Here is a 22,647-nt window from a genome sequence, read left to right as displayed (position 1 = left end):
GGGACCGGCCGCGTAATGAACGTTCCCAGGAACAGCTCCAGGCGCTTCACGGGAACGCTTCGAAGCCGTTCCTGCGACGTGCCGGTCGGCGGCGCGTTCCGGTGTGCGGTCAGTGGGCGAGGCGTTCGCGTGCGGTGCCGACGAGGCTGCCGCAGCCGTTCGCGCACGGTTGGCGTTCTGGTGCGTCGTCACAGCATCAGCTCCGATCGGCGGCGGGGGTTGATCCGCTCCCGCCAGGAGCCGGCCAGGCCCGCGATGGCGAGGGTCGGGATGATCAGGAGGAGGCCGGGGAAGAGCGTCGGCCACCAGTCACCGGCCAGCAGGGAACTGCGCGCCGACTGGACCAGGTTGCCCAGGCTCGCCTGGTGTGTCGGCAGGCCGAGGCCCAGGAAGGAGAGCGCCGACTCGTGCCACATCGCGTGCGGGACCATCAGTACGGCCGCGAGCCCCGCCTGCGGGAGCACCCCCGGAAGCAGGTGCCGTACGGCGACCCGCCACCGCGACGCCCCGCCCGAGACCGCCGCGTCGATGTACGGGCGCGAACGCAGAGACAGCACCTCGGAACGGACGATACGGGCCGTGGACAGCCAGTGCGTCAGCGCCACCGACACGATCACCGGCCACACTCCCGGCCGGAACATCGCGACGATGAAGATGCCGAGCAGAAGGTGCGGGACGGACGAGAAGGTGTCCACGAGCCGCATCACCACGCGGTCCGTCCAGCCGCCGAACGCCGCTGCCGCCGCCCCCACCGCCGTACCGATGAACGTCGCGACGAGCGCGGCGACCAGCCCGACCAGGAGGGAGACGCGCAGTCCGTACACGCAGCGCAGCAGCAGGTCGCGGCCGACGTCGTCCGTCCCGAAGGGGTGGGCCAGGGAGGGCGGCTGAAGCTTCATCGACAAATCGATGGCCTGCTGGTCGAGGTTGGCGAGCGGCGGTACGACGAGTACCGCGAGCACTACCGCCACCACGATCACCGCCGAGGTGCGGACGCGGACCGTGCGCGTCGAGCGGCGGGTACGCCCGTGCGAGCGCCACACGAGGGGCGCGGTAGCGCGTTCAGATGCGAGTTCAGCCATCGAAGCCCACCCTCGGGTCCGCGAGTCCGTACAGCAGGTCGGAGAGGAGGTTCCCGGCAAGGACCGCCGCCGTGGCGAGCACCGTCAGCGCCGCCAGCAGCGGGAAGTCCACCGATGTCGCCGCCTGTACCGTCGCCGCCGCGATGCCCGGCCAGCTGAAGACCGTCTCGACGAGCAGCGCGCCGGTGATGAGTTCGGGCACGCGCGAGCCGACGAGCGTGAGCGTCGGCAGCATCCCTGAGCGCAGCGCGTGTCCGAGCAGTACGGTGCGTTCGTTCAGCCCACGCGCGCGTGCGCCGCGTACCGGGTCCTCCTCCAGCGCGTCGGCGACACCCTGGCGCACGTAGAGGAAGAACCAGGGAAGCTGCGAAACACCGAGAACGGCCGCCGGCAGCACCAGGTGCGTGGCGACCTGCCCGAACGTCACCACATCGCTGTCGGTGTCGGTCAGACCGCCCGCCGGCAGCACGCCCAGCTCGAGCGCGAACAACCACATGGCGAGCAGGCCGAGCCAGAAGGCGGGCGCCGCTTCCAGGGTGTACGCCGCCGAGCTGACCGCGCGGTCCAGCCAGCCGCCCTGCCTGCGCGCGGCCAGTACGCCCAGCGACGTACCGAGCAGGATCGCGACGAGGAACGCGGTGACGGCGAGCAGCACGGACCAGCCGAGGCGTTCGGTGATGACGTCGGTGACGGGCTGGCGCATCACGCTGGAGTCGCCGAGGTTACCGGTGGCGGCCGAGGTCAGCCAGTGCCACCAGCGCTCGACGAGCGGCTGGTCGACGCCGAGGTTGGCCCGCAGCTGGTCCAGGTCCTCCTGCGAGGCGGTGAGGCCCGCGGTGCCCGCGTAGGCCTTGACGGGGTCGAAGGGCGAGGCGGCGGCGACGGCGAACACGCCGAAGGTCACCACCAGCAGGACGGGGACGGCGAACAGGGTCCGCCGCCCCGCCATCCTCGCCATCGGCCCCCAGGGAAGCCTCCGGCTCGGGTGGGGGTGTGTCACTTCTTCGGCGTCCAGTCCTCGACGTTCCACCACGGTCCGGAGGCCAGGCCGTGGTCGTGCGGCTCGGTCTGCGTCGTCAGCCCGGACCACTTGTCGTCGACGACGTACAGGTGGTCGATGTGGGTGAGGAAGGTGTAGCCGGGGTTCTTCGCGAGCTCGCGCTGGACGGTGTCGTACGCGGCCCTGCGGTCGGCCGTCTCGCCGCTCTCGCGGCCTTCCCTGAGCGCCTTGTCGACGGCCGGGTTGTCGTACCAGGCCATGTTGTTGAAGGCGTCACCCGCGAGGGACGACTGGAGCAGCGTGTACTGGTCGAAGTCGGGGTCGCCGGGCGAGCCGCCGCCAGCGAGCACGGCGTCGTGCTTCATGCGCGGCATGATGACCTCCCAGGTGCCGGCCTGGGTCTTGATGTCGATGCCGGCCTTCTTCGCGTCGGACGCGTAGGCGAGGGCGTGGTCCTGGCGGAGCTTGTCTCCGGACAGGTACCAGAGCGGGAACTGGGCGCGTACGCCGTCCTTGACGCGGATGCCGTCGGCGCCTGGCTTCCAGCCCGCCTCGTCGAGGATCTTCTTCGCCTTGGCCGGATCATGTGTGCGCTCGGTGCCCTTGGCGAACCAGGGGCTGTCCGTCGGGACGGGCCCGTAGGCCGGCTTGCCGGCGCCTTCGAGGATCTTGTCGACCATGGCTTCGCGGTCGACGGCGATGTCGAGGGCCCGCCGCACGTCCGTGTCGCCAGCGACCTTGTTGTGCGTCGGCAGGGTCACGGTGCGGTAGTCGAAGGACCTGGCGGCATGCGTGGTACGACCGCTGTCGTCCTTGAAGGTCTTGGCGAGGTTGGGCGGCAGGATGGCGCCGTCGAGGTCACCGGTGCGCAGTCGCGTGGCGCGCACGTCGTCGTCCTTGATGATCGCCATGGTGAACTTCTTCACCTTCGGCTCGCCGCCCCAGTAACCGGGGTTCGCCTTGAAGCTGAGCTTCTCTCCCTTGGACCAGCCGGTGAGGATGTACGGTCCGGTGCCGACCGGCTTCGTCGTGAAGGAGCCGCTGTTGACGTCCTGCTTGCCCGCGACGTGCTCGGGAGCGATCGGAAGCACGGTGCGCTCGGCGAAGGGCGCGTACGGGTACTTGAGCGTGAAGACGACCTTGTGGTCTCCCTCGGCCCTGACGTCCTTGACCGCGTCGAGCTCCGTCTTGGAGGCGTTGTTGGTCTTCTTGTCGAGGATGGTCTTGTAGGTGAAGACCACGTCCTTGGACGTGAAGGGCTTGCCGTCGCTGAACTTCACGCCGTCACGAAGGGTGTACGTGTACGTCTTGCCGTCGTCCGCGACTTCGGGCAGTTCGGCGGCGAGCGCGGGCCGGAGCTTCATCTCGTCGTCGAAGGTGAGCAGCCCGTCGAAGATCTTGGAGTTGCCGTCCTTGCCGTAGCCCAGGAGCGGGCTGAGCGTCTCGGGCTCGTACGCGATACCGACGACCGCGGAATCTCCGGACCCGCTTCCGGCGGCGCCGCTCTCGCCCGGCTTCGAGCAGGCCGCCGCTGTGATGGCCAGTGTTCCGGCCAGCATCGCGGCGGCCGCCCCACGTATCGATCGGGACAGCATGGCTCTCCACACCCCTAAACAAGATCAACAGTTATTGCGAACTGGTCGCAATTAAACCGCATGTAAAGGGGTGCGTGATCCACTGACCCTTACCGGGCCCGGTCCCCCGCGCTACTCGGGCGCGGGCAGGCCGACAAGCTCGGCCACCGCCTCCGTGTGCCTGCCGGGTGCGCCGAGTGCGATCGAGTCGGCCTTGGCACGCTTGAGGTACAGATGCGCCGGGTGCTCCCAGGTCATCCCGATGCCGCCGTGCAGCTGCACGCACTCCTCGGCCGCGTGCACCGCGACCCGCGAGCAGTACGCCTGCGCCACCGCCACCGCGAGGGGCGCGTCCGGGCTGCCGGTGGCCAGGGCGTCCGCTGCGTTACGGGCGACGGCCCGCGCCGAGACGACCTCCAGCCACAGCTGCGCCATACGGTGCTTGAGCGCCTGGAAGGAACCGACCGGGCGGTTGAACTGCTTGCGGTCGCGCGTGTAGCGGACGACCTCCTCCAGACACCACTCGGCGAGCCCCAGCTGCTCGGAGGCGAGCAGCCCGGCCCCGGCGAGCAGCCCGCGCCGTACGGGAGCGGCAGCCGACCCGGCGAGCCTGCGGCCGCGGGCGCCGTCGAGGGTGACCGTGGCGAGCGGCCGGGTCAGGTCGAGCGGCGTCAGCGACTCGACGGTGACGCCGGGCGCCCCCGTCTCGACGGCGTACAGACCGTCATCGGCCGGTACGAGCAGGACCTTGGCGGCGGCCGCGTCCGCGACCCCTGTGATACGTCCGCCCAGAGAGCCGCCGTACGCCCGTACCGCGCCGGCCAGTTCGGCCGAGGGAGCGGCGGAAAACGGAACGGCGAGCACCACGACCGTACGGCCGCCAGCGAGCGCGCCGAGGAGTTCCGCGACCGCTGCGTTCTCGTCGTTCTCGGCGTTTTCGGCGTTTTCGGCGTTTTCGATGTCGCACGCCAGCAGCGTCTCGGCTGCGACGACCGCTCCGGTGAGGTACGGGGCCGGGGCGACGCTGCGTCCCAGCTCCTCCAGTACCACCGCGGCCTCGCGGTGCGTGGCGCCCTGGCCTCCGAGCTTCTCGGGCACGAGGAGCCCCGCGAGGCCCATGTCGGTGGCCAGCGAGGCCCACAGGCGCGGGTCGTACGGGGTGTCCGACTCCGCGCGGGTGAGGACGGCCGCGGCGTCGCAGCGGTCGGCGAGGAGGGAGCGTACGGCCGCGCGGAGGTCGTCCTCGGCCTCGGAGTACAGCAGATCAGGCTGAGCAGTCTGTGCTGTCATCGGGAGAGGTCCTTCCAGGCGATGTCCTTGTCGCTGCGCGGCTCGGACGGCAGTCCGAGAACGCGTTCCGCGACGATGTTGAGCAGCACCTCGCTCGTACCGCCCTCGATGCTGTTGCCCTTGGAGCGCAGATAGCGGTAGCCGGCGTCGCGTCCGGTGAAATCGACCAGCTCGGGACGGCGCATGGTCCAGTCGTCGTACAACAGCCCTTCCTCGCCGCGCAGTTCCACCTCCAGGCCGCTGATCTCCTGATTGAGGCGCGCGAAGGCCAGCTTCATGCCCGAGCCCTCGGGGCCCGGCTGGCCCGCCACGAGCTGCTGGCGCAGCCGCTCACCGGCGAGGCGGGCGACCTCGGCCTCGACCCAGAGGCCGAGCAGGCGCTGGTGCAGGTCGTGGGTGCGCAGTTCGGGGCGTTCCCGCCAGGTCTTGGCGACCGGGCCGATCATGCCGCCCTCGCGCGGGATGCGGGAGCCGCCGATCGAGACGCGCTCGTTCATGAGCGTGGTCTGCGCGACCTTCCAGCCCTCACCGACGGCGCCGAGGCGCCGGCTGTCGGGGATGCGTACGCCGGTGAGGAAGACCTCGTTGAACTCCGCCTCGCCGGTGATCTGGCGCAGCGGCCTGACCTCGACCCCGGGGTCGGTCATGTCGCACACGAAGTACGTGATGCCCTGGTGCTTGGGCAGGTCCGGGTCCGTACGGGCGATGAGGATCGCCCAGCGCGCCACATGGGCGCTGGAGGTCCACACCTTCTGCCCGTCGACGACCCACTCGTCACCGTCGCGCACCGCGCGCGTGCCGAGCGCCGCGAGGTCCGAGCCCGCGCCCGGCTCGCTGAACAGCTGGCACCACACCTCCTCGCCGACCCACAGGGGCCGCAGCAGGCTCTGCTTCTGCTCGTCCGTACCGAACCGCAGGATGGTCGGCGCGGCCATGCCGAGGCCGATTCCGATGCGCCGCGGGTCGTTGTCGGGCGCGCCTGCCGCCTCCAGCTCCGCGTCGACGAGCCGCTGCAGCGAGCGGGAGAGACCGAGGCCGCCGAGACCCACCGGGTAGTGCACCCAGGCGAGTCCGGCGTCGAAGCGTGCCTTGAGGAAGTCCGTACGGTCCGTGGTGGCCGGCGGATGAGCGGCGAGCAACTCCAGGGTGAGGTTTCGTACTTCCGCGGCGTCCGTCATCGGGCCATCCCCTCCGGTACGACGACCACGCGTCCGGTGGTCGTGCCGTCGGCGACGCGCTGGACGGCGTCCGCCGCGTCCTTCATGGATACGCGCTCGCTGACCAGGGGCTTGATGGCGCCCTCGGCGGCCAGCCGGGTCAGCTCCTCGTGGCAGGCGAGGATCGCGGCCGGGTCCATGGTGTTGTAGAGGCCCCAGTGCAGGCCGACGATCGAGTAGTTCTTCACCAGGGCGTGGTTGAGTCCCGGCGAGGGGATCGTGCCGCTGGCGAAGCCGACGACGACGATGCGCCCCTCGAAGGCGACGCACTTGACCGACTTGGCGTACGCGTCACCGCCCACCGGGTCGTACACGACGTCCGCGCCCCGTCCGCCGGTGGCTTCCTTTACCTTGGCGACGATGTCCTCGGTGCGCCGGTCGATGACCAGGTCGCAGCCGAGTTCCCGGGCGATACGCGCCTTCTCCGGACCGCCGACGACGCCGATGACGGTGGCGCCCGCCGCCTTGCCGAGCTGTACGGCGGCGCTGCCGACGCCGCCCGCCGCCGCGTGCACCAGCAAGGTCTCCCCCGCCTGGATGCGCGCCCGGCGGTGGAGGCCGAACCAGCCGGTCTGGTAACCGATGTGCAGGGCGGCCGCCTCGGCGTCGTCCAGCGAGTCGGGTGCGGGCAGCACCGTGGCCGCGTCCACGACGACGTACTGGGCGAAACCGCCGTGCGGCAGCGCCGGGTTGGCGATCACGCGGCGGCCGTCCTCGGTCTCGCCGCAGACCTCGACACCCGGGGTGAAGGGCAGGGGCGGCCGCACCTGGTACTGGCCGCGGCAGAGCAGGGCGTCGGGGAAGTTGATGTTCGCGGCGCGCACCTTCAGCAGAAGCTGCCCTTCTCCCGGCGTGGGCTTCTCGACGTCGTCGAGCCGCATCACCTCGCCGGGCTCGCCGTTCTCGTGCACTCGCCATGCCTGCATCCGAGATCCTCCACAACACCGTAGGCAGTACCACGCCCGCGCATACTAAGCGGTCGCTTGCCCTGATGGGAACAGTCTCGGCCTCACAGTCTCGGCCTCATCGGCCGGACTTCGGCCTGGCCCGTACGTGCATCCGCTCCCCCTGCGGCCCGAAGAGGCTGAGGATCTCCACGGGTCCGTCCCCAGCCGGGCCGAACCAGTGCGGCACGCGCGTGTCGAACTCCACCGCCTCACCGGGCCCGACCTCAAGATCGTGCGGGCCGAGCATCACCCGCAGCCTGCCCGACAGGACGTACAGCCACTCATAGCCCTCGTGCGTGCGTGGCTCGGGTTCCTCGCCCGTCCGCCGGTAGATCACTTTGAAGGCCTGGAGGCCGCCGGGCTGACGAGTCAGCGGGAGATAGGTGTGCCCGCCCCGTTCGATCGACTTCGTCCGCACCCGCGGGTCGTCGACCGGGGGCGCGCCCACCAGTTCGTCGAGCGGCACCTGGTGGGCGCGGGCGATGGGCAGCAGCAGCTCCAGGCTCGGCTTGCGGCCGCCGGACTCCAGCCGCGACAAGGTGCTCACCGAGATCCCGGTCGCTTCCGAGAGGGCGGCGAGCGTGGCTCCGCGCTCCTTGCGCACTTTGCGCAGGCGCGGGCCCACGCCGTTCAGCACTCCGTCGAAATCCTGCTCTTCATCCATGAGGACATTGCAGGATCAGCAAGGCCGCTTGTCAAACCTGCGGACGACTCAGACCGGGACCGACCCGCCCGCCGCCGCCGGACCGACGAGCTCTTCCAGTACGTCCTCCATGGTGACGAAGCCGATGACAGTGCCCTTGTCGCCGGTGACAGCGGCCAGGTGCGTGCCCGCCGCGCGCATGGCGGTCATCGTGTCGTCGAGCGGCGTGTCGATCTCGACCCGGATCACCGGGTGCAGCGCGGCACGCGGGAACGGACGGGTTCGCTCGACGACACCGAGAGCGTCCTTGATGTGCAGGTAGCCCAGCACCTCGTCGCCCGGACCGGTGACCGGCAGCCGGGAGAATCCCCACGTCGCCGCCGCCCGCTCCAGCTGCTGCGGGGTCGTGGTGTGATCGACGGTGACGATCCTGCTGAGCGGCACCATCACCTCACCCACCGGCCGGCGGCCCAGCTCCAGGGCGTCACGCAAGCGCTCGCCGTCGGCCGGCGCCAGCAGGCCGGCCTCGCTGGAGTCCTTGACGAGGCGGACGAGCTCGTCGTCGGTGAAGACGGACGTCACCTCGTTCTTCGGCTCGACCCCGAGCAGCCGCAGCAGCACGTTGGCGAACGCGTTGATGCCGAAAATGACCGGCCGCAGCGCGCGGGTCAGGGCCACCAGCGCCGGGGCCAGCGCCAGCGCGGTCGGCGCGGGAGCGGCGAGTGCGACGTTCTTCGGAATCATCTCGCCGATGAGCATGTGCAGGTACGTCGCCAGCGTCAGTGCGATCACGAACGCGATCGGGTGGATCAGCCCTTCCGGTACGCCGATGGCCTGGAACGGGGGTTCCAGCAGGTGGGCGATGGCCGGTTCGGCGACGGCACCCAGGACGAGCGAGGAGATGGTGATGCCGAGCTGGGCGGTCGCCATCACCGCGGACAGGTGCTCCAGGCCCCAGAGGGTGCTCTTGGCGCGGCGGCTGCCCTTGATGGCCTGCGGTTCGATCTGACTGCGCCGTACGGAGATGAGAGCGAACTCGGCGCCGACGAAGAACGCGTTGGTGAGGAGGGTGAGCGCGCCGATGGCGAGCTGGAGGGCGGTCATCGGACTTCCTCCGTGATCTTCGCTGCGGAAACGGGCGCGGACACAGGCTCAGACGCGGACCCGGACGCAGGCACAGACGCCCGCGCGGGTGCCGTGATCAGTACCCGGTCCGCCCGGTGGTGTTCCACATCCAGGACAGCGATCTTCCAGTCGTCGACGTCGAGCCGGTCGGCCGGCGCCGGGATGCGCTCCAGGCGCGTCGCGATGAGCCCGGCGAGTGTCTCGTACGGGCCCTCGGGGGCGCTGAAACCGATCTCCTGGAGCTGGTCCAGACGGACGCTGCCGTCCGCTTCCCACACCGCGGAGCCGTCCGCCGAGGGGGCGCCGGCAGCGAGGCCGGGGCGCTCGTGCGGATCGTGCTCGTCGCGTACCTCACCGACGACTTCTTCCACGACGTCCTCGACCGTGGCCACTCCCGCCGTGCCGCCGTATTCGTCGATCACCACAGCCATGGTGCGGGTGCGGCGCAGCTGCTGAAGCATCCGGTCGACAGGGAGGGAAGTGGGTACGAGCAGAGGCTCGGTGGCCAGCTCGGTGATCGCCGTCCGGTTCCGCTTCGACTCGTCGAGCGCGAGTACGTCGCGGATGTGGACGGTGCCGATCACCTCGTCCAGGGTGTCGCGGTAGACGGGGAACCGGGACAGGCCCGTGGCCAGCGTGAGGTTCGCGGCGTCGGCGGCGGTGGCCCGGGCCTCCAGTGCCTGGACGTCCACGCGCGGCGTCATGACGTTCTCGGCGGTCAGCTCGCCCAGGTGCAGCGTACGGACGAACAGTTCGGCGGAGTCCTGCTCGATCGCGCCCTCGCGCGCGGAGTGCTGCGCCAGCGCGACCAGCTCCTGCGGCGTACGGGCGGACGCCAGTTCCTCGGCCGGTTCCAGGCCGAAACGGCGCACCGTGCGGTTCGCCATGCTGTTGAGGTGGCGGATCAGTGGTCCGAAGGCGGCGGTGAACGCGCGCTGCGGTCCGGCCACGACCTTGGCGACGGCCAGCGGGCTGGAGATCGCCCAGTTCTTGGGGACGAGCTCGCCGACCACCATCAGCACGACGGTCGACACGGCGACTCCGAGGAACGTCGCGACGGTGGACACCGCCCCCGCCGGCAGCCCGGCGGCTTCCAGAGGGCCGCGCAGCAGCACGGCCAGGGACGGCTCGGCGAGCATGCCGATGACCAGTGAGGTCACGGTGATGCCCAGCTGGGCGCCCGAGAGCTGGAAGGTAAGGCGCTTGGCGGCCTTCAGGGCGCCGGCGGCGCCCCGTTCACCGGCCTGCGCGGCCCGCTCGAGCTCGCCGCGCTCGATCGTGGTCAGCGAGAACTCGGCCGCGACGAACAACGCGCACGCGAGAGTGAGTGCGAGAGCGAGGAGCAGAAGGAGAACTTCGGTCACCGTGCCACCTCCGCCCCACGGTTCGACGGGACGGGAATGGCACGGCTCGTACTGGGAGGCTCACCCATTGCGGGACTGCAGCTCCTTCTTGGATCAATGTGGACCGGGCGGGGCGGACGCCCCGTCCCCCAATAGTAAAGGGGGCGCAAAAGCGATGTCAGGTGGCGGCGGTCACAGCCGGCGGGGCAGGACACGGCGCGGCCCCCGGACCGATCGCCCGGGGGCCGCGCACGCGTCGTGTCCGCACCCGCTACCGCACGACCACCTCCGCGATCTGCGGCGTACTCCCGCCCTCGCTCCAGAGCAGCCGTACGGCCGAGACCGGTTCACCACCCACCGTGAACTCCCCGTAGCCGCCCTCGAGCCCGCCGACCGTGCTCCACTCGCCGTCCGCCGTGCGTACCTGCACGGCGGCCTGTGCGGAGCTGCCCTTCGGCTGGAGAACGGTCACGGACGGCACGTCGCGCTCGCCGCCGAGGTCGACCTGGAGCGCCTCGCCCGGCTCGGGTGCGCGTGCCGCGCGGTAGACGCTCGTCACGTCCCCGTCGGCCGCCGCCCGCAGGCTGCTGCCCGCCGCCGCCGGCGGTCCGCCGGTCACCGACGCGTCCTTGGTCTCGACAGAGAACTCCCTCACGACGAGCCAGTTCGTCTGCCGTGCGGTGGCCCGGGCCCGCACGTACCGGGCCTCCGTTCCCGCCGGGGCAGTCGCCGTCACAACCGCCTTTCCGGAGAACGTCGCGAGCTGTTCCCAGGAAGAGCCGTCCGACGAGTACTCCAGTACTCCCTCACGCATGTAGTCGTTCACGCTGCCCGGCTTGCCCATGGCGAGCGAGATGCGGCCGATCTCGCGTTCCTTGCGCAGGTCGACCGTCACATGGTCTCCGGCGGCGGTGGCACGGCTGCTCCAGAAGAACGTGCTGTCGTCACCGTCGAGCATCCGCGCGATCGCGTTGCCCTGGTACGTGGGCAGATTGGTGAGGCCCTTGACGGCGCCGGAGACACCGAGCAGCCGGTCGTGCTCGGCGGCCGCGTCCTCGGTGAATTTGTCGAGCACACCGTCCCCCACGACGACCGGGATCTTGCGCCCGTCGAGGTCCGTGTACGTGAAGGACTTCGCCGCGGCGACAAGCCCGGGCAGCCGCTGCCGCTGCTCCCAGGCCTCGGCGCCGTCCCCGTCGCGCGCCAGGTCGACCAGCCGCAGGGCCGCGCGCGTCGCGACGCCCCACGCCTCGGCGGAGTCGAGCCACGGCTCGCTGTCCTCGATGAACTCCTGCTCGGCGAGACGCTCGCGCAGTACGTCCGGTGACTTCTGCAGGCCGCCCAGCGCGCTGTCCAGCGCGGTCACGTTCCCGGAGTCCCAGAACCGCGCGATGTCGGCGGCGAGGGCGGGTGCCTGCTGGGCGTTGATGCGGGAGCTGTAGTTGACGTCGGAGAAGATCCGCAGCGCCTTCTCGGTCTTCGCGTCGCCGCCCGCGTACTCGGAGATCGCCGTCCGCCACGACCTGACCGGATCGTAGGCCCCGTCGTTCCACATGTAGTCGGCGACCGTCATCAGGGGGATCTTCGAGGCGTACGCCTGGTTCATCGGGTTGGCGGTGATGCCGGAGCCGAGCTCGGCCGGCATCCCCTTCTGCCGGCCGTTGTACGGACCGAGCAGCAACCGGTTGGTGACGTAGTCGTTCACCGGATAGTTGTCCCAGAGCAGGATCGGGTGCGCGAAGACCTCACGCGCGGCCTTCGCCTGCGCGACCGTTATCACCGGCGCGATCACGCCGACACCGGTCCACTCGACCACCACGTCCTCGTCGAGCTGCTCGGCGAGCGCCTTCTTGTACGGGGAGGGGGTGACGTTGTAGTACTCCGTCGGCACCATCTGGAGCGGCGCGGCGCCCGGGTGGGTGGCGATGAAGTCCCGGTTGACCCGGTTGAGGAGGTACGCCTGGGCGGCGCCGGCGGCGGCTGCCCCCGTCCCCCACTTGTCCTGGTCGGCCTGGCAGTTCCACTTGGTGTAACTGATGTCGTCGAGCGGTACGGCGTACGTGCGGATGCCGAGCTCCCAGACCGTCTTGAACTTGTCGGTCAGTGCCTTGATGTCGGCCTCGGAGCTGTAGCAGACGCTCAGTCCCGGCGACAGCGCGTACGTGAACTCCACGTGCCGGGCGCGGGCCCGGTCGACGAGCTCCTTCATCTTCGCGAGCTGGGCGGCGGGGTACGGCTCCCGCCACCTCTCCCGCAGGTAGGGATCGTCCTTGGGCGAGTAGACGTAGATGTTCATCTTGTGCTCGCCGTAGAAGTCCAGCTGGTCGAGGCGGGCCGCATGGGTCCACGGGATGCCGTAGAAGCCCTCGATGACGCCACGGATCGTGGTGGTGGGCCAGTCCCGGATCTCGGCTCCCTCGACCTTCGCGCCGGGTCCCTTGCGCTCGGGCAGCAGCTGGCGCAGCGACTGGGCGGCGTAGTACGTACCGGCCGTGTCCTTGCCGGAGAGCGCGATACTGCGCTCCCCGATGCCCAGGACATACCCCTCGGGAGGAAGTTGGCCGGGGCCCTCGATGCCGAGGGCCGTGAGCGCCCCGGCGGTCTGCGGGGTTTCACCAGGGCCGCCGACGTAGACCGTCAGCCGGCTCGTGACGGGGCGTTCGCCGCGTACGACCTGGTGCGCCCCCGCGTCGAGGAGTGCCTGGTGAGCCACCTTCAGGGCGGCGGCGTCGGCCTTGGCGCCCGCGACGAGAGTCACCCTCGAGGTGACGGTGACGCGGTCGTCGCGCGGACGCAGGTCCTGCGGCGTCGGGGTGATGACGGAGGCGGCGGAATTCCGGCCGCTGCCGCCCGGAGGATCGGCGGCCGCCCCGACGGCCGGAACACCGAGAACAAGGGCTAGAGCGGAAGCGCAGGCGAGCATGGCGAGCGGGCGCAGGCGGAGCGTCACACGTCCTCCAGGGGTCCCGGCGAAAACTGTGGGCAGTCGCGCATCACAACGCCACAGAATCCTCCAGGGGCCTGACAGGCTGTCAATGGCGCGCACGTCTATTTCAAGACGTTCCGCAAGTCGGCCACGCCCAGTCAACTTTCGGCCGGATAGCCGTATGCATCGCGCCCTCCCGTCCGCCATTCGGCGGCGGGAGACATACAAGGAGGATGCCGGGGCAGGCGGAGGGAACGGAAGCTATCAGGAGAGAGGCGGGAACATGACGACAACGCCATTGCAGACTTCGGAAGTTCCGCGGACGCAGACCGCGGCGGGCACGCGGACCGCGACCCTCCCCGGCACGAGTGAGCTGCCGTGGATCGAGGACGCGGGCAAGGTGGCCCCTAAGGACGCCCGCAGTCTGTCGAAGGCGTTCTTCGACCAGCTTCATGTTCTCGAAGAGGGCACGCCGGAGCACCAGTACGCCCGTAACACCCTTATTGAGATGAACCTCTCGCTGGTACGGTTCGCCGCCGGGCGCTTCCGCAACCGTGGTGGCGGGGACATGGAGGACATCGTCCAGGTCGGCACCATCGGGCTGATCAAGGCCATCGACCGCTTCGATCTGTCCCGTGAGGTGGAGTTCGCCACCTTTGCCGTGCCGTACATCGTCGGGGAGATCAAGCGCTTCTTCCGTGACACGACCTGGGCCGTCCACGTACCCCGGCGGCTGCAGGAACTGCGGGTCGAACTCGCCAGGGCCAGGGAGGAGCTCGCGGCCGCGCAGGACCGGGACCCGACGGTCAAGGAGCTCGCCGGGCACCTGAAGCTCACCGAGGACGAGGTCGTGGAAGGTCTGGTGGCCTCCAACGGCTACACCGCCGGCTCCCTGGACATGCCCAACGACCCCGGCGACGACGGCCGCGCCAACGCGGCGCGCACTTTCGCCGACGTACTGGGTGAGAGCGACCCCGCCATGGAGACCGTCGAGGACCTGCACGCCCTGGCACCGCTGCTGGGCGAGCTCGACGACCGGGAACGGCACATCATCGAGATGCGCTTCGGCCAGGAGCTGACGCAGTCGGAGATCGGAGCGGAGCTGGGCATCTCGCAGATGCACGTCTCCCGCCTCCTGACGCGCACCCTGACCAAGCTCCGCGCCGGCATGCTCTGCGAAACCTGACCTCAGCGGCTGAAGACCTCGAAGGTGACAGCGGGCTTTCCGCCGAAGCGCTCCGCCGCTCGCTGTGCGTTCCCGGTGAGGAACGTGCGGCAGTACGTCTCGGGGTCCTCGTCCGTCAAGGCCTCGATGTACGCACGGTGTTCGAGCAGCGACAGTACGGACCGCTCCAGGCCGGGCGTCGCGTCCACGGCATGGGTGGGCGTCATGGAGCCCGCCACGGCGACCCAGCGCACCCCGTCCCAGGGGGCGAGTCCCTGTTCGGTCAGCTCGGGGAAGATCCACCGGTTCCCGGCGTCGCCCGCCGCGTCCAGGGTGGCACGGCCCACCGCCCGGTGGTCGGGCGTGTTCCAGGCGACGCCGCCCCAGGTGTCACGGTGGTTGAGGGTGATGACGAGCTCCGGGCGGTGCTTGCGGATGGCTGCGGCGATGTCCCGGCGCAGACCGGTCCCGTACTCGATCACGCCGTCCTTGTAGTCCAGGAACTCGACCGTCGTGACACCGACGACCGCCGCGCTCGCCCGCTGCTCCTGCTCGCGCAGCGGGCCGCACTTGTCCGGCTCCAGGGTGTCGATGCCCGCCTCGCCGCGTGTGGCGAGCAGATAGGCCACTTCGCGGCCGCCGTCGGTCCATCCCGCGACGGCTCCGGCGCACCCGTACTCGAGATCGTCCGGGTGCGCCACCACGGCGAGGGCGCGCTGCCAGTCGGAAGGCATCGGCTGAAGCTGCTGGGGCTGCTGTGTCGGCTCGGTCGTCATGCGCGCAGAATAAGCGGCGAATCATCCGTTCCGGTTCAGCGTGACGCGTTCCGGCGTTCCACGCGGGGTTCGCCGCGCTAGATGTCGCCGCGCGTCAGAGCGAGTAGCCGGTCCAGTACGCGCGGGCCGCCCGCCCGCAGACCGTCGTGATCGAACTCGTCGGTGACCCAGGTGCGCAGACCCTTGATGGTCCCGGCCGTCCGCAGCGCGTGCTCCGTGTCGACGTACAGGTCGTCGTGGTAGACGGCGGCGGCCACCGGGACCTCATTGGCCGCGAGGCGTTCCGCGTCGTACAGCGGGGGCCAGTCGGTCCGTTCGGCGAGCAGCTGGGCGCACTCGCGGAGCGGACGCAGGGCCGGGTCGCAGTCGAAGTGCCAGGGGTGGACGGTCTCGCCCGTGAAGAGCACGGGCCCTTCGCCCGCGAGCGCCTTCCCGGCGTCGAACTGGGGGAATCCGGCGCGCACCCGCTCCGCCGCCCAGGCGGTGGGCCGCGCGTCCTGGGCGTAGGCCGCCTCGTGCAGGAGGGCGTAGAGGGGGTGTCCGGCGTACGAGAGGGCTGTCTGCGCGACCTCTTGGAAGGTGTCCGAGAGGGCGGGGCCGTGTGCCGTACGGGCGAAGGCGTTCTCCAGGAGGTAGTGCAGCTGGTGGCTTCCGTCGCTGATGCCGAGCATGGCGCCGAGGGACTGGAACGCCTCGGGGCTGAGGGTGTAGCCGCTCGGCAGCACGGTCTGGTTCTCGCTCAGGTGCTCGGCGATGCGGCGCGCCCGCTCGACGTCCTGGGGGTAACGGGCGTAGTGGGCGGCGTTCCTGCGCTCCATGCGGGGGAAGGCCGCCTTGTAGACGTCGTCCGCGTGCCCGTCGAGCGTCGGCAGGCCACCGGTGATGAGGACCGTACTCAGCCCTTCCGGGGCGGCGGAGAGGTAGTGGGTGGCGCAGAAACCGCCGAAGCTCTGGCCGAGTACGGTCCAGGGCGCGCCGCCGGTGAGCCGGTGGCGGATGGTCTCGCAGTCGCGGACGATCGAGTCGACGCGGAAGTGGGCGAGGTAGTCGGCCTGCTCCTGCGGGCCGCCGCACAGTGGCAGGCTCTGCCGGTTGGCCGGTGTGGAGAGCCCGGTGCCGCGCTGGTCGAGGAGCAGTACGCGGAAGTCCTGGAGTGCGCGGCCGAGCCACGCCTGGCGCCCGACGAAGCGGCGTGCGCCGAAGCCGGGGCCGCCCTCGAGGTAGACCAGCCAGGGCAGGTCCGCGGCGGTCTTGGAGCTCGAAACGACCTCTCTCGCGAAGAGTTCGATGCGCTCCCCGGTGGGGCGGGCGTGGTCGAGGGGGACGGTGAAGCGGTGGTCGGTGAGGACGGTGCCGGGCTGGCGGTAGCTGGTCACAGTTACTCCCGTTCTGATCACTTCTGGACAGTTCAGCACACCCTGGCGTCGGTTACTCGTACAGTCACGGCCGGTGTGCACCCTGCGCGTACCCCTCTTACCGTGGCGTACATGATCCGGTTCGAGCAGGTCGGCAAGGTGTACCCGGACGGCACTGCGGCCGTCGACGACCTGTCCTTCGAGGTGGCGGAGGGCGAGCTGGTCACCCTGGTCGGCCGCGCGGGGGCGGGGCCGCGCGTCATGGTGGACTGTTCGGGGTCGTACGCCGCTCCGGGGCCCCAGCGGCGGAGGTGTACGGGAAGCCGCTGTCGCCACCGATGCGCAGCGCCCCGAGCTGACGTCCCATCATTTTGGCGCGTACGCCGTCTGGACCTCAGCCCCGCGTGGGTCCACTGTGGTGCCTCGTCACCGGGCGGAGGGGGAGAGACGTGAGGTGCGGACGATTCGCGGTTTTCGCCGCGCTGGCGCTGGCTTGGGCAACCGGCTGCTCGGACCCCTCGGACGCCACCACCGCCGCCGCTCCCCCGCCGCGCGCCTCCGGCGCCCAGGACGGCGACCGGAGCGACGCCCAGGACGGCACGCGGCCGGCGGAGTCCACTGAGCCGCAGGCGCCGTCGAAGTCGCAGCCGCCGCGCGGGAAGTCCCGCGTGCTGTACCTCGGGGACTCGCTGGCCATGGAGAGCCAGCGGGTCCTGGCCGACCGGATCTCCGCCGCGGGGCGGGCGACCGTACACAGCAAGCCGTATTCCGGTACGACGCTGTGCGACTACCTGGAACGGACGGCGCGCGACTCCCTCGTGCCGCCGCGGCACAAGGCAGCCGCCCTCGTCAGGTCTGAGCGCCCGCAGGTCGTCGTGCTGCAGTTCTGGGGCAACTCCTGGGCGTACACGCCGTGCATGGACTCGATCCCCCAGGGCGGTGGCTCACGCTACTACGCCCGGTACGCGGCCGACGCGAAGGCCCTCACGGAGCAGATCGCGGCAGCGGCACGCGGCGCCGGGATTCCCCGGCCCCGCATCGTCTGGGTGCTGCAGGCCCCCGACGCCTTCTCACCGGACCGGGTCCGCCGGGTCAACGGCATCTACCGGGACCAGGCGGCCGCCGGCCAGGACATGGTGGCGGACGCCGGCCGCCAGGTGAGCCCCGCGAGCGACCGCTACACCTGGACGCAGCGGCTGCCCTGCAACGACGCCGAGCGGGCCCGCCCCGGCGACTGCCGCAACGGGCTCGCCTCGCTGCACCGGGACGACGATCACCTGCACTTCTGCCTCGCGCCGACCACGAAGACACCGCGCCCCTGCCCGGTGCGTTCACCGGGCATCGTGCGCTACTGCGAAGCGATCGCCGAGGCGGTCGACGCCGCTCTGCGCCGACCGCCTCCCGCGACGGGCAGGGCCGGAGCCCCGACCGGGCGAGTGTTCGCGCGGTGAGGTTCCGGGCCTTCCCGCTTGTGCCGCGCTGTTACGGCGCCATTTCGTACGCTCCGGACAGCGCCTCCACGCGCTCCCAGACCCGGGCCGAGCGCGCGTCGTCGACCACCGGACGCCGGACCGCGTCCAGCGCCCAGCCCTGCTGCTCGGCGGTGGCGGAATCCTTGCCGTACAGCTCGACAGCGTGCGCGGAGAAGTCACGTACGAGAACGGAGAACAGCTCGTCCAGCACGTCCTCGTCCAAGCCGGTCAGCCGCGCCTGCTCCAGGATCAGCTGACCGTGCACGACCAGCGCGAACAGCTGCCCCACCGCGAGCAGCAGATCGAGGTCGCGGCTCTGCTCCTCGTCGGGTGCGGCGGCCGTGACGAACTCGCAGAGGGCGTCCGCCTGTTCCCGGAAGCGGCCGACGTTGGGCACCGCGGCATACGCGTCGTAGGCGGTGCGCCAGTCGTGGAAGCGTACGGAGCCCAGGCCGCGCGCCGGTCCCTGCCGGAAGAGGAACTCGTCGTCCGCCGCGTCGAGGCGGGTCGGTACGGGCGCGTACTCGGCCGGGTCCAACAGGTGGTTGCGCATGAACTTGAGGATCAGCGCGAGGTTGACATGGACCGTGCCCTCCAGCTTCGGCAGCCCCCGGATCTCGACGGCGGCCTGGGCGAAGTAGGTGTCCTTCTCGAAGCCCTTGGCCGCGATGACGTCCCACATCAGGTCGATGACCTTCTCGCCCTCGGTGGTCACCTTCATCTTCGTCATCGGGTTGAAGAGCAGGTAACGGCGGTCGTCGGGCCCGGCGGAGCGGAAGTAGTCGACGGCGCGGTCGCTGAACAGCTTCATACCGACGAGACGGACGTACGCGTCGGTCAGCTCGCGGCGCACGTGCGGGAAGGCGGTGACGGGGCGGCCGTAGAGGATGCGGTTGTGCGCGTGGGTGACTGCCTCGTACATCGCGTGCTCGCAGATGCCGATGGAGGCGGTGCAGAGGTTGAACTTGCCGACGTTGACGGTGTTCAGGGCGGCGTCGAAGGCGGCGCGGCCGGTGTGCAGCACGTCGTCGGGGCCGACCGGGTAGTCGGCGAGTCGGAACTCGCTGACGTACTTCGAGGAGTCCACGACGTTCTTCACGAGCCGGTACGCCGGGTGGCGGCTGTCGGCGGCGAAGAAGACGTAACCGTCCGGGCCTTCGACGTCGGTGCGGCGGCCGAAGACGGAGACGAGCCCGGCTGCGTTGCCGTTGCCGATGTAGTACTTCGAACCGCTCGCCCGGAAGCCGCCGTCACCGTCGGGCTCCAGCAGCATGTCGGTGGAGTAGATGTCGGCGCCGTGGGTCTTCTCGGACAGCCCGAAGGCGAACACCTCGCCCTGGCCGAGGAGTTGTGCCGCGCGGGTGCGGGCAGCGGCGTTGTCGCTCTGCCAGACCGGACCGAGGCCGAGGATGGTGACCTGCCAGGCGTACCAGTAGTCGAGCCCGTAGAAGCCGAAGATCTCGTTGAGGGCGGCGATCCTGGCGGTGTCCCACCGCTTGCCCTGCTGGCCCTCGGCGGCGGAGGCGGGCGTCAGGAAGGTCGCGAACAGCCCCTCCTTCGCGGAGAACGCGAGGAAGTCCGCGAGCCAGGCACGGGAGCGGTAGTCCTCTATCAGCCTGCGCTTGCCACGGTCCTCGAACCAGTCGACGGTGGCACGCAGCAGCCTGCGGGTCTCGGGGTCGAAGTGCACCGGGTCGTAGGTGCGCGGGTTGAACAGCAGCGGGTCGGCCATGGTTGTCCGCCTTTCCGGCTTGAGGGTTGAGGGTTGAGGTGTGCTCGACGGCGCCGCTTCAGTGGTCGGCGGCGAGCCGGTGGAGGGTGGCGAGTACGTCGTCGAGCCAGGCGAGCATCATCCGCTCGTACGCGATGCCGCCGCGCAGCACGACATGCTGGAGCTCCCGCCCGGCGTCGCGCTCCCCAGCGGCCCCGGGCCCGATCACGGTGAAGTCACGCCGCTCCCCCGCGAGGTAGTGCGCGAGCCGGTCGGTGTGCGCCCGGTGGTGCCGCTCGACCTCGCTGATCAGCGCGGCCGGGGCGTCGAAGGCCGCGCCGCGGATTTTCACGGCGAGGTCGTGCCGGACGCTCTCGGGTTCGATCGGCTCGTGCAGCCACTGGGAGAGCGCGGTCCGGCCGGGGCCGGCGACGGAGTACTCCTTCTTGTCCGGCCGGGACTCCTGCGGTACTTCCCGGACGTCGATCCAGCCGTCGCTCTCCATGCGCTTGAGGACGCGGTAGATCTGCTGGTGGGTGGCGTTCCAGAAGTAACCGATGGACCGCTCGAACCGCCGGGCCAGCTCGTAGCCGGAGCCCGGCTTTTCCAGCAGGGAGACGAGGATCGCGTGTTCGAGCGCCATGCCCCGATCCTTCTATGCAACTCGTTGCATAGACAAGCGCCACGGCCCGGGTGAGACGCGGCTCACCCGCGCGGGCGACCGGTCGGAGGAAGCGCAGTACCGTTCACGTCCGCCGGGGGCGGGCCAGCAGCACCGCCACATCGTCCTGCGCGGGGCAGGGCAGCACTTGCTCGAGGATGCTGTCGCAGAGGTCTTCCAGCGGCTGTTCGCGGTGCCCGAGCGCCCTCGCGAGCCGGTCCATGCCCTCGTCGAGATCCCTGTCACGGGCTTCGATCAGGCCGTCGGTGTACAGGACCAGCAGGCTGCCCGGCGGCAACGGCACCCGCCGGGTCCGGAAGTCCCGGCCTCCGGTCCCCAGCGGTACGCCCGGCGCCCCGTCGAGGAAGGTGATGTCCCCGCCGGCCATGGCCACGGCCGGCGGGGGGTGGCCGGCCCTGGCGATCACGCACTGGGCGGTGGCCGGGTCGTGGACGGCGTACACACAGGTCGCCATCTCGTCCTCCCCCAGGTCGGCCACGACGGCGTCCAGGGAGCGGAGCATCTCCGCAGGGCCGATGTCGTGCCGGGCGAGCGTACGGACCGCTGTGCGCAGCTGTCCCATGACGGCCGCCGCATGGATCCCGTGACCCATCACGTCCCCGATGACGAGTCCTGTTCTTCCCTTCGGCAGCGTGATGACGTCGAACCAGTCGCCGCCGACGTCGTGATCGCTGGCGGGGAGGTAGCGCCCGGTGAGTTCGAGGCCGCTGACGTCGGGCAGCGCGCTGTTCGTCAGACTGCGCCGCAGGGTGAGGGCCGCCTCCCGCTGGCTGGTGTACATACGCGCGTTGTCGATGTTCAGCGCGGCGCGCGCGACCAGCTCGTCGACGAGTACGCAGTCCTGCTCGTCGAACGGCTCGCGGGTGCGCAGCCGCGTCACCACGACCGCGCCGAGCACCTTGCCGCGGGCGACGAGCGGGATCAGCCGCGCGGAGCCGAGGGTCGTGAGGTACGCGCGCAGCCGCTCGTCGCGCGGGTCGGTGATCAGCGCCGGGATGTCGGACCGGTACAGGTTCATGGGGCGCCCGTCGGCGATGACTCGCTCGTACACCGAGCCGAGCGGGATCTGGAGTGTCATGCCCGCCGTCAGTTCCGCCGTGGGGGCGGACGGGTCGGGGAAGGCGGCCGCCAGCCGGCGGACCATGCCGTGGGTGGACGCGGCGGCCTCGTCCGGTTCCAGGACCACTTCCAGCAGCTGTACGTCGGCCGAGTCCGCGAGCTGGGGCACGAGCAGCTGGACCACCTCCTCGGCGGTCTGCCCGAGGTCCAGGGTGGTTCCGATCCGGGTGCCGGCCTCGGCCAGCAGGGCGAAGCGGTGCCGGGCCCGTTCGGCATCGATCTGCGCCTGCTGGCCCTCGGTGATGTCGATCAGGGAGGCGATCAGTCCCAGCCGCCGGCCCGCGTTGTCGAGCAGCGGGGCGTACGAGCAGGACCAGGTCCGTTCGCGGTCGGGGTCGGCCGCGGTCCGGCCGGTCCGGCGGGCGTCGACCACGGGCGTACCGCGGTCCAGGACCTGCCGCATCATCGACTCCAGCGCTGCGGCGTTGACGCCGGGCACCACCTCGGTCAGCCGCTTGCCGAGGTGCCCGGCCGCGGAGACACCGTTCATCTTGGCCAGGGCGTCGTTGACCCGCAGGAACCGCAGGTCGGGGCCGAGGGTGGCCAGGCCGATGGGTGACCGGGTGAAGAGGCTCTCCAGGGCGGCCAGCGAGTCCCGCATGTGCAGGACCTCGGAGGTCTCCACGGCGATCACCAGGGTGCCGGGCCTGCCCTGCGGGTCGGCGGCGGGGACGATCCACATCTCCATCGCCACGTAGTGGCCGTCACGGTGCCGCACGGGCAGGGTTCCGACCACGGTCTCGCCGGCCTTGACCCGCCGCGTCAGCCGGCCGGCCAGTCCCCGGTTGGCGTCGGGGACCAGGAGGGGCAGGGCGGGGTGGCCGAGGACGTCCTCGGGCTGGTGTCCGAGCAGGTCCCTGGCGGCAAGCGACCACTCCACGACGCGGCCGTCCGCGTCCTCGCGCCACAGCGCGATGGGAAGCAGCTCGCGCAGCACGCCCGCGTACCCGACAACCCCTGGGGGCTGCCCCGGCCCGTCGCCCGCCGACTGGTATGTGTCCACTGCATCGACCTAACCCCGGGAGGGCGCAATGCGTACGAAAACACCTTATCCGAGGCGCCGGTGCGAGGCCCTTCCCCGAAGCCGGTCAGATTCCACCGCCGGCTGATGGTGTACGGAGGAATCGCCGTCGCCGTAGTCTCGGCTGCCGCGGGGCCGGCGTCAGTGGTGCCGGGCTCGGGTAGGTACTGCGGTCCCGGTCGAGAACAGTCCCGACAGC

Annotated in this window: 17 protein-coding genes and 1 pseudogene; 3 read left to right on the top strand and 15 right to left on the bottom strand. The window is 70.6% G+C overall.

Features of this window, described 5'->3' with window-relative positions:
* Positions 1-188 precede the first annotated feature (188 nt).
* The 10 genes from AC1P0E_RS30910 to AC1P0E_RS30865 all read right to left on the bottom strand — a co-directional run bounded on the left by AC1P0E_RS30910 (position 189) and on the right by AC1P0E_RS30865 (position 13,144).
* Positions 189-1,082 (bottom strand): ABC transporter permease, encoded by an 894-nt coding sequence (locus AC1P0E_RS30910; protein ID WP_482745390.1) that lies wholly within the window; start codon positions 1,080-1,082, stop codon positions 189-191.
* A complete protein-coding gene (locus tag AC1P0E_RS30905; protein ID WP_482745389.1) occupies positions 1,075-2,040 on the bottom strand; it encodes an ABC transporter permease in 966 nt (321 codons plus the stop codon). The genes AC1P0E_RS30910 and AC1P0E_RS30905 overlap by 8 nt, the downstream gene beginning before the upstream one ends.
* Before the next feature lie 38 nt (positions 2,041-2,078).
* Positions 2,079-3,677, bottom strand: coding sequence for an ABC transporter substrate-binding protein (locus tag AC1P0E_RS30900; protein WP_482745388.1), 1,599 nt, complete (start codon positions 3,675-3,677; stop codon positions 2,079-2,081).
* Positions 3,678-3,788: 111 nt separating this feature from the next.
* Positions 3,789-4,946 (bottom strand): acyl-CoA dehydrogenase family protein, encoded by a 1,158-nt coding sequence (locus tag AC1P0E_RS30895; RefSeq protein ID WP_482745387.1) that lies wholly within the window; start codon positions 4,944-4,946, stop codon positions 3,789-3,791.
* The gene (locus AC1P0E_RS30890; RefSeq protein WP_482745386.1) at positions 4,943-6,124 is read right to left on the bottom strand and encodes an acyl-CoA dehydrogenase family protein; all 1,182 of its coding nucleotides are present in this window, start codon (positions 6,122-6,124) and stop codon (positions 4,943-4,945) included. The genes AC1P0E_RS30895 and AC1P0E_RS30890 overlap by 4 nt, the downstream gene beginning before the upstream one ends.
* Positions 6,121-7,089, bottom strand: a complete 969-nt coding sequence (locus AC1P0E_RS30885; protein WP_482745385.1) for an NADPH:quinone oxidoreductase family protein — start codon at positions 7,087-7,089, stop codon at positions 6,121-6,123. Before AC1P0E_RS30885 ends, AC1P0E_RS30890 begins: the two co-directional genes overlap by 4 nt.
* A 97-nt stretch (positions 7,090-7,186) precedes the next feature.
* Positions 7,187-7,774 carry a helix-turn-helix domain-containing protein gene (locus AC1P0E_RS30880; RefSeq protein ID WP_482745384.1) on the bottom strand — a complete coding sequence of 196 codons (588 nt, stop codon included), beginning with the start codon at positions 7,772-7,774 and terminating at the stop codon, positions 7,187-7,189.
* Between the two features lie 48 nt (positions 7,775-7,822).
* Positions 7,823-8,857, bottom strand: coding sequence for a hemolysin family protein (locus AC1P0E_RS30875; protein ID WP_482745383.1), 1,035 nt, complete (start codon positions 8,855-8,857; stop codon positions 7,823-7,825).
* On the bottom strand, positions 8,854-10,242 hold the full coding sequence (locus tag AC1P0E_RS30870; RefSeq protein WP_482745382.1) for a hemolysin family protein: 1,389 nt from the start codon (positions 10,240-10,242) through the stop codon (positions 8,854-8,856). The genes AC1P0E_RS30875 and AC1P0E_RS30870 overlap by 4 nt, the downstream gene beginning before the upstream one ends.
* A gap of 250 nt (positions 10,243-10,492) precedes the next feature.
* On the bottom strand, positions 10,493-13,144 hold the full coding sequence (locus AC1P0E_RS30865; protein WP_482745966.1) for a glycoside hydrolase family 84 protein: 2,652 nt from the start codon (positions 13,142-13,144) through the stop codon (positions 10,493-10,495).
* A 286-nt stretch (positions 13,145-13,430) separates the two neighbouring features.
* On the opposite strand from AC1P0E_RS30865, the gene AC1P0E_RS30860 reads away from it, so the two are divergent.
* The gene (locus AC1P0E_RS30860) at positions 13,431-14,333 is read left to right on the top strand and encodes a SigB/SigF/SigG family RNA polymerase sigma factor (RefSeq protein ID WP_482745381.1); all 903 of its coding nucleotides are present in this window, start codon (positions 13,431-13,433) and stop codon (positions 14,331-14,333) included.
* 2 nt (positions 14,334-14,335) lie between these two features.
* Here AC1P0E_RS30860 and AC1P0E_RS30855 read toward each other — a convergent pair whose 3' ends face one another.
* Positions 14,336-15,088, bottom strand: coding sequence for a PIG-L deacetylase family protein (locus tag AC1P0E_RS30855; RefSeq protein WP_482745380.1), 753 nt, complete (start codon positions 15,086-15,088; stop codon positions 14,336-14,338).
* 77 nt (positions 15,089-15,165) lie between these two features.
* Complete coding sequence (locus AC1P0E_RS30850) at positions 15,166-16,464, bottom strand: alpha/beta fold hydrolase (protein ID WP_482745379.1); 1,299 nt, start codon at positions 16,462-16,464, stop codon at positions 15,166-15,168.
* A gap of 111 nt (positions 16,465-16,575) precedes the next feature.
* Here AC1P0E_RS30850 and AC1P0E_RS30845 point away from each other — a divergent pair.
* Together AC1P0E_RS30845 and AC1P0E_RS30840 are read left to right on the top strand one after the other, a co-directional pair.
* Positions 16,576-16,695, top strand: a pseudogene (locus AC1P0E_RS30845) (ABC transporter ATP-binding protein); the annotation flags it as partial.
* A 197-nt stretch (positions 16,696-16,892) separates the two neighbouring features.
* Positions 16,893-17,894, top strand: a complete 1,002-nt coding sequence (locus tag AC1P0E_RS30840; RefSeq protein WP_482745378.1) for an SGNH/GDSL hydrolase family protein — start codon at positions 16,893-16,895, stop codon at positions 17,892-17,894.
* 31 nt (positions 17,895-17,925) lie between these two features.
* Here the strand turns inward: AC1P0E_RS30840 and AC1P0E_RS30835 are convergent, their stop codons facing one another.
* The 3 genes from AC1P0E_RS30835 to AC1P0E_RS30825 all read right to left on the bottom strand — a co-directional run bounded on the left by AC1P0E_RS30835 (position 17,926) and on the right by AC1P0E_RS30825 (position 22,430).
* A complete protein-coding gene (locus AC1P0E_RS30835) occupies positions 17,926-19,647 on the bottom strand; it encodes an acyl-CoA dehydrogenase family protein (protein ID WP_482745377.1) in 1,722 nt (573 codons plus the stop codon).
* Positions 19,648-19,705: 58 nt separating this feature from the next.
* Positions 19,706-20,269 (bottom strand): PadR family transcriptional regulator, encoded by a 564-nt coding sequence (locus AC1P0E_RS30830; RefSeq protein ID WP_482745376.1) that lies wholly within the window; start codon positions 20,267-20,269, stop codon positions 19,706-19,708.
* 103 nt (positions 20,270-20,372) lie between these two features.
* The gene (locus AC1P0E_RS30825; protein ID WP_482745375.1) at positions 20,373-22,430 is read right to left on the bottom strand and encodes a SpoIIE family protein phosphatase; all 2,058 of its coding nucleotides are present in this window, start codon (positions 22,428-22,430) and stop codon (positions 20,373-20,375) included.
* Between the last annotated feature and the right edge of the window lie 217 nt (positions 22,431-22,647).

The sequence above is a fragment of the Streptomyces sp. TRD_SC_5 genome (assembly GCF_056836825.1).
This window is presented reverse-complemented; position numbering and strand designations above follow the sequence as displayed.